We start from the raw sequence: 10,428 nt of genomic DNA, 5'->3' as shown, positions 1-10,428 counted from the left end.
GGGGTGGTCCCCCTCATGTGCTTGCCGCGACGTGGAGCAGCGGGTCATGTCGGCGTCAAAGGATGCGTCAGGTCACCGATTGGTGGTCGAACGTCGACGTTCGACCACCGGCGATCCGAGGGCGGTGGTCCAACGCAGTCAGCTCGAAGGCCCACGCCAGGTCGTCGGCGCCGACCACGCCCGCCAGCCCGCCGGCCTGGGTGACCAGGACGAGATCGCGGCCGGATCGGGGAAAACCTCGATCGATGAGCGAGGCGACCTCGGCATCGGCGCCGACGACCGTGACCGCCTGATCCTTCCGCGCGACGTCGACGACCCTGGTCGCATGCCGGGCGTCGGCGGGCAGCTTGATCAGCTCGCCGAGGCTGACGATGCCGAGAGGAACGCCGTCGAACGACATCACCGGGAAAACGCGTTCGTGGCCCGCACCCGCGGCGAATTCGGCGAAGGCGTCCACCGTCCACCAGCCGGGTGCGATCACCGGTGAGGAGTTCATGATGTCGCGCACCCGCAACCCGGCTAGCCGTTCGCGCAACGGACCGGCGGCGAATTCTGCCTGCGCCGCGAAGATCAGGAACCAGCCGAGCAGGACGAGCCACAGGCCGGTGAACTGTCCAAGGAAGAGCAGCTGCGCCAAACCCGCCACGGCCAGGACGGCGCCCAGCACTTGGCCGGACCTGTCGGCGATGGCGCCTGCCCGGGCACGATCCCCCCGCCGCCACCAGATGACCGCCCTCAGGATCCTGCCGCCGTCCAGTGGTGCGCCGGGCAGCAGGTTGAACACCGCGAGCAGGAGATTGCTGACCCCCAGCCACGCCAGGCCGCCGACCGGCAGCGGTGGCAGCGCCCCCGCGGCCAGGACAGCGCCACCGAGCGCGGTACCTCCGATCAGCAGACTGGCTAGCGGGCCCGCCACCGCGATCAAGAAGTCGGCTTTCGGTGTCGGTGGTTCACCCTCGAGTTCGGCGGCGCCACCGAGTATCCACAGCGTGATCCGCCTGACCTTCACGCCGTGGCGCCGCGCGACCGCGGCGTGGGAGAGCTCGTGAAGGAGAAGCGAAGCGAGGAAGCCCGTCGCGGTGAGTCCACCGGTGACCCAATACCACAAGCTTTCCGCGCCAGGAGCCGCTTGGGGCAAGACGGCCGAGGCGAGGAGGTCGGTGATGAGGAAGAGCACGACGAGTACCGACCAGTGGGCTCGTACGACGACCCCGGCCCACCGGCCGAGCGGGATGGCGGTGCGGAACATCGGATTCCCTTCCCCGGGTGTCGCTCGGTGTTTTCGCGGATCGGACCCGCCCAACGGTTCTCCGGGCGCGGGCGGGCGACTAGGGCCGAACAGCCTCGATGGCGGGGACGTCCGCCGAGCCGGGACCTTCGGCACTTTCGACCGGTGCGGTCGCCGGAACACGGTGGGCCCGTAGGACCGACAACGGACCAAGGAGGCACGAATGCAGGAGAAGCGGTGGACCGTGGAGATCTTCATCGACGAGCACGAGGCACAGACGCGGGCGACCGCGCGTCTGGTGAATCGGGATGGAACCGGCCTGACGGGGGTGGGGGTCGCCCGGCTCAACCCGGCCGATTCGGATGTGCCCGAGATCGGTGACGAACTGGCCGCCTCCCGGGCGCTGAGCCACCTTGCGCACCGGTTGCTCGACGCGGCCGCGGCGGATATCGAGGGCGTCACGGGCAAGCCGGCTCACCTCGGCGGCTGACCGCCCAGGCCCGCCGTGGGGACGAAGTCCCGTCGCACCGGGACTTTGGGCAGCAGAGCGGCGACCGCGGCTCCGGCGAGCATGGATTCCTTGGAAGGCCAACGTCCGGAGGAAAGCGATGAGCTATGTACGCGACTTGTCGGCGGTCAGCCTCGCCGACGCCGAATCGGCGGGCGGGAAAGGCGCCAACCTCGGTGAGCTGATCACCGCCGGGTTCTCCGTCCCTCCGGGGTTCGTCGTGCTCCGCGAGGCGTACCTGGCCTCACTCGACGAAGCGGGAGTGCGCGGTGAGATCGCTGAGCTGCACGAGAAGGCACTCGCGTCCGCGGACGCGCCGGAGCAGCTGTCCGGGCTGTGTGACGAGTTGCGCGCTTTGGTCCGCCGGGCGGGGATGACGGCCGGCGTCCTGACGGACGTGATCGGTGCCTATCACGGGATCGGGCAGTCGACGCCCATCGCGGTCCGCTCTTCGGCGACGGGCGAGGACGGCGCGGAAGCCTCGTTCGCCGGGATGAACGCCAGTTTCACCAACGTATGGGGGGACAACGCCGTCCGCGAACGGATCGTCGACTGCTGGGCGTCGTTGTTCTCCCCCCGGGTGATCGGGTACCGGGCCGGCCGTGGCTTCACCGGGGAACCCGCGATCGCCGTGGTGGTGCAGAAGATGATCGCCGCCGATCGTTCCGGCGTCATCTTCACCGCGGATCCGCGGTCCGGCGATCGAGACCGTCTGGTGATCGAAGCGGTCTTCGGCCAAGGCGAAGCGATCGTCTCCGGGGCGGTCGAACCGGACACCTACTTGGTGGCCAAGGAAGACCTCCAGCTGGTTTCGGCGCGGGTCGGCAGCAAGTCCCACAAGATCATCGCCGAGGTGGGCGGGGGAGACGTCAAAGTCGCGCTTCCCACGCAGACGGCGGGCCGCCGGGTTCTCGACGACGCGACCGTCCTCGAGCTGGCGCGGCTCGCGACCAGGATCGAAGACCACTACGAAACGCCCCAGGACATCGAGTTCGCCATGACGGGCAAGGAAATCTGGATCGTCCAGTCCCGGCCCGTCACCACCCTGCCGCCGGAGCGTGAACAGGCGCCGGACGTCCTCGTCACGGGATTGGCCGCGTCACCGGGCGTCGGCGGCGGAGCGGTGCGGGTGCTGTGCGATCCGGCCGAAGGCGGGCAGCTGCGGGACGGCGAGGTCCTGGTCGCACCGATGACCAACCCCGACTGGGTACCCGCCATCCGGCGGGCTTCGGCGCTCGTGACCGACGGTGGCGGCATGACCTGCCACGCCGCGGTCGTCGCGCGGGAGCTGAGGGTTCCCTGCGTCGTCGGCACCGGCGACGCGACCCGGGTGCTCGCGGGCCGAGGCCCCGTCACGGTCGACGGCACCACCGGAGAGGTGCGGTCCGGTTACACCCGGCCCCGGGCGCACACCGAACCGATCGCCGCGCCCGTCGCGGCCGAGACGATCGGAACCAGGCTGTACGTCAACCTCGCCATGCCGGAACATGCCGAGGAGGTCGCCGCGCGCCAGGTCGACGGGGTGGGATTGCTCCGGGCGGAGTTCTTGCTGACCGAGGCGCTGGGCGGGCGCCATCCCCGCGACCTCATCGCCAAGGGCGAACAAGAGTCCTTTGTGGACTCGATGGCCGAGTCGCTGCTGCGGATCACCCGGCCCTTCGGCACGCGCCCGGTCGTCTACCGGACGACGGATCTGCGCAGCAACGAGTTCCGCGGTCTCGCCGGGGGTGAGGCCTACGAAGCCGTCGAGAGCAATCCGATGATCGGCTACCGCGGCTGCTTCCGGTACGTGCGGGAGAAGGATCTGTTCGACCTCGAACTCCGCACACTCGCCCGTGTCCGCGAACAGACGCCGAACCTGCACCTCATGATCCCCTTCGTCCGCACGAAGTGGGAGCTGGAGGCCTGCCTCGAGCTGATCGACGCCAGCCCGCTCGGACGGCAGCGCGGTCTGCACCGGTGGATCATGGCGGAGGTCCCGTCCGTGGTGCACTGGCTTCCGGAGTACGCCGGGATGGGCATCGACGGTGTGTCCATCGGCAGCAACGACCTCACCCAGCTGGTTCTCGGGGTCGACCGGGATTCGGCCGTCTGCGCCGAGCTGTTCGACGAAGCCGACCCCGCCGTGCTCGACACCATCGGACGGATCGTCGGCGCCGCCCGGGACGCGGGGATCACCTCCTCGTTGTGCGGTCAGGCACCTTCGGTGAAGCCGGGCTTCGCGGAGCACCTCGTGCGGTTCGGGATCACGTCGATCTCCGTCAACCCCGACGCGGTGGACGCGTCCCGGCGCGCGATCGCGGCCGCGGAACGGCGGGTCCTGCTGGACGCCGCCCGATGAACGCGATCGAGATCCGCGGCCTGCGGAAGAGCTTCGGCCGCACCCAGGCGTTGGACGGACTGGACCTGACCGTCCGGACCGGCGAAGTCCACGGCTTCCTCGGGCCGAACGGCGCAGGCAAGACGACGACGTTGCGGCTCCTGTTGGGACTGCTGAAGGCCGATGCCGGCGAGATGCGGCTGCTGGACGGGGACCCCTGGCGTGACGCGGTGTCGCTTCACCGGCGTCTGGCCTACGTGCCCGGCGAGGTGGCTCTCTGGCCGACCCTCACCGGCGGCGAGGTGATCGACCTGCTCGGCAGGCTCCGCGGCGGCATCGACGTGCGCCGTCGTGACCGCTATCTGGACCTGTTCGATCTCGATCCGACCCGCAAGGGACGCGCGTACTCGAAAGGCAACCGCCAGAAGGTCGCCGTCGTGGCCGCGCTGGCCTCCGACGCCGAACTGCTCCTGCTCGACGAACCGACCGCCGGCCTCGATCCGCTGATGGAGGACGCCTTCCGCGGGTGCATCCGGGAGGAACGCGACCGCGGCCGGACCGTGCTGTTGTCCAGCCACATCCTCTCCGAAGCCGAAGCGTTGTCCGACCGCGTCAGCATCATCCGGGGCGGGCGCGTGGTCGACACCGGGAGCCTCGACGAACTCCGGCATCTGACGCGGACATCGCTCACCGCACGGCTGACCGGCCCACCGGACGGGATCGCGGCACTGCCCGGTGTCCACGATTTCAGCCAGGACCGGGAAATCGTCCGGCTGACCGTCGACAACGCGGAACTCGGCGCGGTTCTCGTCGCGCTCGGCCGCGCCGGAGTCCTGGGTCTGACGAGTCAGGCTCCGACTCTCGAGGAACTCTTCCTGCGCCATTATCGCGAGCCTGCCCTGGAACCCCGATGAGCACACTGACCGGAACCGGCGTCCTCTTCCTTCTCGCGCTACGCCGCGAGCGCCTGCGCGTTCCTTTGTGGACACTCGCCTGCGCGGCCACCACCGCCGGAGCGGCCGCCGCCACGGCGGATCTCTATCCGTCGCAACGGGAGCTGACCGTGTTCGCCGAGGCGGTCAATGCGGTGCCCGCGCTGGTCGCCTTCTACGGGCGCATCTACGACCCCACCTCGCTCGGTGCCGCCGCGGTGCTCAAGCTGACCGGCTTCGGCGCGGCGCTGGTCGCGTTGCTGCTCATCACCACGGTGGTTCGCCACACCAGGGCGGAGGAGGAATCCGGCAGGCTGGACCTGCTCGGCTCCGGCGTGCTCGGCAGGCACGCGTCGCTCGCCGCGGCGCTCGCGGTCACCGTCGTCACGGGACTGGCCGTCGGGATCCTGACCGCCGGTGGACTCGTCGCCGCGGGATTGCCCTTGGCGGGGTCGGTGGCCTTGGGGGCAGGGTGGATGACGACGGGGTGGGCGTTCGGGGCGATCGCGGCGGTCATCGCGCAGTTGTGCCGGTCCGCGCGCCTGGCCACCGGGATCACCGGTGGCGTTCTCGGACTCGCCTACCTCGTGCGCGCCATCGGGGACTCCGGGCCGGAATGGTTGTCCTGGCTGTCCCCGGTCGGCTGGGCACAGCAGATCCGGCCGTTCGCCGGGGAACGCTGGTGGGTGGTGGCGCTTCCCCTCGCCTTCGCCGCCGTGCTGATGCTCGTCGCGGTCCGGCTGAGTGAACGCCGTGACCTCGGGGCGGGCCTGCTGGCCGACCGCGCCGGCCCCGCGCACGCCGGCCGTGGTCTGCGAAGCATCGGTGGCCTGCTCTGGCGGCTCAACCGCACCGGTCTGCTCGCCTGGACGGCGGTCTACCTGATCCTGGGTCTCGTCATCGGCAACCTGGCCGGCGGGATCGGCAAGTTCCTGGACAATCCCCGGGCCGAACGGCTGATACTCGCGTTGGGCGGGGAAGAAGCCCTGTCGGACGCGTTTTTCGCGCTGGAGCTCGGTATCGCCGGAGTCGTCGTCTCGGTGTACGCGATATCCGCGCTCACACGCTTGCACACCGAGGAAGAGACGCTCCGGGTCGAGCCGCTCCTCGCCTCGTCCGTCTCGCGAACCCGGCTTTTGACCGGTTATCTGATTCTCGCGATCGCCGGGAGCGTCGTCCCGCTGCTCGCGGTCGGCGTGGGCGCCGGACTCGCGAGCGGCCTGCAGACCGGGAACCCCGGTGCCGAGATCGGCAGGCTGACGGCCGCCGCGCTGGTGCAACTGCCCGCGGTATGGGTACTCGCGGGGTTGGCGTGCGCCTTGTTCGGGCTGGTCCCGCGCAGGCTCGGGCTGGTCTGGGTGGTGCTGGCGGCGGTCGTCGTGGTCGGTGAGTTCGGCGTGCTCTTCGGCGTCCCTCAACTGGTCCTGAACCTTTCCCCGTTCACCCACCTCCCCAGCCTGCCGGGTTCGACGGCGGGCATGACGTCCATTCCCTGGCTGGTCCTGACCACCTGCGCCTTGCTCGCGGCCGGTATGGCCGGCTTCCGGCGCCGAGACATCGCGGCTTGACACCTTTCGGAAAGGAGATCGAGATGAGCAGACGTCGTCGTGTGCGCGAGGTGATGCGCGGCCAAGTGCTCACGGTGCGGCCGGAGACCCCGTTCAAGGCGATCACCGTTCTTCTCGCGTCGTGGGGAGTGAGCGGTGTGCCTGTGGTGGACGACGAAGGCAGAGTGGTCGGCGTCGTGTCACAGCGCGATCTGCTGGAACGGCAGATCCGGCACCGCCTGCTGCGTGTCCGTCCCCGGTTGCGGCGCAAAGTCGAGGGAAGCCGGGCCGACGAGTTGATGACCGCGCCCGCGATCACGGTGACGCAGGATGGCGGCGTGGACGAAGCGATCCGGCGGATGGAGGTTCACCGGGTGCACCGGCTCCCGGTCCTCGACGACGACGGGAAACTGGTGGGCATCGTCGGGAGATCCGAGCTCCTGCGCGGCTTTCTCCGTTCTGACGCGGATTTGCGCGAGGAAGTCCGCACCGAGGTCGTCGAACGCGCGATGGCGATCGATCCCGACACGCTGTCGGTCTCCGTGCACAACGGCGTCGTGACGGTGCGGGGCCAGGTCGAACGCACGGGCATGATCCCGGTGATCGTGGCGCTCATCCGTCGGCTCGACGGCGTGGTGGACGTCCGTGAGTACCTCACCGCGGAGATGGACGACAGCCATCTGCCGATCGAGGAACCGGTCGGCACGGGGGTCATCGAGGCGTTGAAGCGTCATTCTTGACCGACACGGCCTCCCTTCCGGGCCACTGGGGAGCCGGAGGCGGGGCCGAACGTCCACAAGAGACACTTATCGACGAATCGGCGACCGATTGGTGTCTATATGTACGGTTTCGAAGGGGGTCGTGAGTGGTAAGGAGCGTTAGAACGCTCTTTACCACTCACGACCCCCCTTATAGACACTCGGGTCGAGGTCCGGCTTACGCTCGGCGGTCCGGGCACTCCTCGGGCTGCGCCGTCTTTGACTTGCCCCTCGATAACCTCTTTTACCGTCGGCGTGTCAGCCGCGGAAGAGCGCGACCTTGAGCGCGTCGCTGTCCTGGGGCCGGGCGAAGACGTCGTAGGCCTCGTCCATCTCGTCGAGCCCGAACCGGTGGGTGATGAACCGGGTCGTGTCGAGCCGTCCCGCCGCGAGCATCCGCAGCAGCATCGAGGTGCTCGACGTGTCGACGAGACCCGTGGTGATGGTGATGTCGCGGATCCAGAGGTCTTCCAGATGCAACGTCGCGGGCGCGCCGTGGACACCGACGTTCGCCACGTGCCCGCCGGGCCGCACGATTTCCGCGCACAACTCGAAGGTCTCGGGCACGCCGACCGCTTCGATCGCGACGTCCGCGCCGAGACCACCGGTGAGTTCGGCGATCGCCGCGGCCGGATTCTCCCCGGGCTGGAGGAGGACGTCCGCGCCGAAACTCTTCGCGGCGGCGAGCCTGCTGGGTTCCTTGTCGATCACCACGATGGAACTCGGTCCGAACAGCTGCGCCGTCGTGATCGCGGCGAGCCCGATCGGGCCGGCACCGACGATCGCGACGCAGTCGCCTGGCTGCACTTTTCCGTTGCGAGCGCCGACTTCGTAGGAGGTCGGCATGATGTCGGCCAGCATCAGCGCGGCTTCGTCCGCGACACCTTTCGGCAGCACATAGGTGGAGGTCTCGGCGAACGGAACCCGCACGAACTCCGCCTGCACGCCGTCGATCCGGTGACCCAGGATCCAGCCTCCGCCGCCGAGACACTGCCCGTAGACGGCTTTCCGGCAGTATTCGCACCGTCCGCAGGCGGTGATGCAGGAGACCAGTACGCGATCGCCCGGCTTCAGGGTCGTCACCGCGTCGCCGACCTCGATGATCGTGCCGACGGCCTCGTGACCGAGGACCCTGCCGGGCTCCACGGCCGGGACGTCGCCTTTGAGGATGTGCAGGTCGGTGCCGCAGATGGTGACCGCGTCGACGCGGACGATCGCGTCGGTCGCCGCGGCGAGCACCGGCCGAGGCCGATCGGTCCAAGCCCGTCGTCCCGGTCCGTCGTATACGAGAGCCTTCATGCTTCCTCCTGGTTTTCGGAAAGGCCTGCTGGTTCGAGCGTGTCGTCCGATCGCCGCTCGACACAGGGCCCAAAGCCCCTGCGGGGCGCGACGTCCGGCCGCATCACCCGCACTTTTCGGTTTGCAGAAGGGCGAGGTGACGAGCTGAGGGCCGCCGGCTCGCGCTCACTCTGTCCGCAGCGGCAGGACGACGTCGGTGACGTAGAGAGCGGGGTCCGGTGTGCTGTCCGGACCACGGAGGTACAACTCCCGTGGTGCTCCAGCGGGTTGACGCCCGTTTTCGTGAACCCACTCGTACACGGCTTCATACGCCGCACTGATCTCTTCGTAAGGCCCGTGATGCGAGGTGCGTACGGCAGGCCCGCCCGCGAGGGTGACGATGTCGATATCGCCTTGCGCCGGGAGGTCGCCGGGGATGGGCAGGTAGAGGTCGAGAGCGAGCTTTTCGCCCGGTAGGAAGTCTCCCCGATAGGCCGCTTGGGGAGGGCCGCTCGGTGCGGTCCCGTCTTCGGCGACGAAGGCGTACAACGTTTCGTACCCCGCTCCCACGCACTCGCCGATGTCGGCGATCGTGGTGTGGCGGCGCAGATGTGCGGCGGTGAGGGCTTCGAGTTCGGTGAGTTCCACTGGATAGGTCATGACACGAGCATCAGGCGCCGGGCGACCGCTGCAGAGGAGCCAAGGTCCCTTCCCAGACCGTCCTAGGTCACCGGCATACCAGCCGACCGCCACTGCCTGATCGGATGCTCAGTGGAGCGCGACGGTGAGCAGGACGGCGCTGTCGAGGAACGCCGTCAGGCTGTGCCGCTCCGGTGGGATGGCGGTGAGCTGACCGTGGTCGAGGAGCCGGTCGTGGTCGTGGGTGCTCAGGCGAACCCGTCCGGTGATGACGTGCAGTGTCGCGGCCGAGGGCGAGTCGTGTTCCGCCAATTCGGCGCCCTCGGCCAGCGCGATGAGGGTGACCCGCTGGGAGTTGCCTGCCACCAGGGTCCTGGCGGCACGTCGGGAGTGGTGTTCGCGGGCCTGCTGGAGCAGTTCGGCGGCCAGGACGCCGACGTCCGCGACCTCGGGACGGCCACGCCTCGCACGCTCGGTGTGCTGTTCCTGTTCGCTCAATGCCATGGGGGTTCTCTCCCAGCAAGGTGTCAGGGCGATTCGTGTTCGAACGATCCGGTCGTCCGCCGGGGGCGGATGGCCGAACCCGCGACGCCGGACAGCGTGATCGTGATGGCCAGCCCGATCGCCAGGTTGATGATCGCCGTCGCGAGCCGTGCGTCCAGTGCGGCACCCAGGCTCAACGGGATCACGACGGCGATCGCGGTGAACAGCACCATGATCCAGCCGAAGAACGTCCGGGGCTTCGGTGCCGTCAGCAGAAGAAGATGAAGCAGGGCTGTCGCCGCGAGGGCGATGGCCGCCGACGCGAGCGAGTAGGTGAGGCTGCTCGCGCCACCCCAGGCACCTTCGCGGCTGGGCGCCAATACGGCGACTTTGACCAGGCCGCGCGCGATCAGGATCCCGACGATCGCGGTCAAGGCGGCGGTCACCGCCGTCGCGGCACCGCCCGCCCACAGCCGTGCTCCGTTGACAGCAGGTCGCTCTTCTTCCTCGAAGTCGTTGTCCATGGTGAAACCTTGCTCGCCGGCCCAGTCGCGCAGAAGGGGCCGAGGAACCCCGATGGCGGGACCAACGGCCTGTGAACCGGGAGCGCCGCGGTCCGCGGTGCGTTCGGCTGCGCACCGGACGTGGGGGGGGGGGGGCGGAGGGGGGGGGGGGCGGGGGCCCCCCCGCCGTTGGGTGACACCCACCCGGCGACGGGCCGGGGCGGGCCCCGGC

At 69.3% G+C, this 10,428-nt stretch carries 10 protein-coding genes; 5 read left to right on the top strand and 5 right to left on the bottom strand.

Going from position 1 to position 10,428, the window contains the following annotated elements; genetic code table 11:
* Positions 1–67: 67 nt before the first annotated feature.
* Entirely contained in the window at positions 68–1,249 is a 1,182-nt protein-coding gene (locus ACFWIW_RS16455) for a site-2 protease family protein (RefSeq protein ID WP_378369214.1), read from the bottom strand.
* A 202-nt stretch (positions 1,250–1,451) separates the two neighbouring features.
* Between ACFWIW_RS16455 and ACFWIW_RS16450 the strand changes: the two genes are divergently transcribed.
* The 5 genes from ACFWIW_RS16450 (at position 1,452) to ACFWIW_RS16430 (ending at position 7,275) form a co-directional block, all read left to right on the top strand.
* Complete coding sequence (locus ACFWIW_RS16450) at positions 1,452–1,718, top strand: DUF1876 domain-containing protein (protein ID WP_378369213.1); 267 nt, start codon at positions 1,452–1,454, stop codon at positions 1,716–1,718.
* Between the two features lie 118 nt (positions 1,719–1,836).
* Positions 1,837–4,077, top strand: coding sequence for a phosphoenolpyruvate synthase (ppsA, locus tag ACFWIW_RS16445; RefSeq protein WP_378369212.1), 2,241 nt, complete (start codon positions 1,837–1,839; stop codon positions 4,075–4,077).
* Positions 4,074–4,970, top strand: a complete 897-nt coding sequence (locus ACFWIW_RS16440) for an ATP-binding cassette domain-containing protein (protein ID WP_378369211.1) — start codon at positions 4,074–4,076, stop codon at positions 4,968–4,970. The genes ppsA and ACFWIW_RS16440 overlap by 4 nt, the downstream gene beginning before the upstream one ends.
* A complete protein-coding gene (locus tag ACFWIW_RS16435) occupies positions 4,967–6,556 on the top strand; it encodes an ABC transporter permease (protein WP_378369210.1) in 1,590 nt (529 codons plus the stop codon). The genes ACFWIW_RS16440 and ACFWIW_RS16435 overlap by 4 nt, the downstream gene beginning before the upstream one ends.
* Before the next feature lie 23 nt (positions 6,557–6,579).
* Complete coding sequence (locus ACFWIW_RS16430) at positions 6,580–7,275, top strand: CBS domain-containing protein (RefSeq protein ID WP_378369209.1); 696 nt, start codon at positions 6,580–6,582, stop codon at positions 7,273–7,275.
* A 276-nt stretch (positions 7,276–7,551) separates the two neighbouring features.
* Here ACFWIW_RS16430 and ACFWIW_RS16425 read toward each other — a convergent pair whose 3' ends face one another.
* The 4 genes from ACFWIW_RS16425 to ACFWIW_RS16410 form a co-directional block, all read right to left on the bottom strand.
* Positions 7,552–8,592, bottom strand: coding sequence for a zinc-dependent alcohol dehydrogenase family protein (locus ACFWIW_RS16425; protein ID WP_378369208.1), 1,041 nt, complete (start codon positions 8,590–8,592; stop codon positions 7,552–7,554).
* A gap of 165 nt (positions 8,593–8,757) precedes the next feature.
* Positions 8,758–9,231: a GyrI-like domain-containing protein gene (locus tag ACFWIW_RS16420; RefSeq protein ID WP_378369207.1), complete on the bottom strand. Its 474-nt coding sequence runs from the start codon at positions 9,229–9,231 to the stop codon at positions 8,758–8,760.
* A 108-nt stretch (positions 9,232–9,339) separates the two neighbouring features.
* The gene (locus ACFWIW_RS16415; RefSeq protein ID WP_378369206.1) at positions 9,340–9,714 is read right to left on the bottom strand and encodes a hypothetical protein; all 375 of its coding nucleotides are present in this window, start codon (positions 9,712–9,714) and stop codon (positions 9,340–9,342) included.
* 23 nt (positions 9,715–9,737) lie between these two features.
* Positions 9,738–10,217, bottom strand: coding sequence for a DUF6069 family protein (locus ACFWIW_RS16410; protein ID WP_219151305.1), 480 nt, complete (start codon positions 10,215–10,217; stop codon positions 9,738–9,740).
* Positions 10,218–10,428 lie beyond the last annotated feature (211 nt).

The sequence above is a fragment of the Amycolatopsis sp. NPDC058340 genome (genome assembly GCF_042723975.1).
In the GTDB taxonomy this organism is placed as follows: domain Bacteria; phylum Actinomycetota; class Actinomycetes; order Mycobacteriales; family Pseudonocardiaceae; genus Amycolatopsis.
Note: the sequence above shows the minus strand (reverse complement) of the source record. Positions and strands in the feature narration are given on the sequence as shown.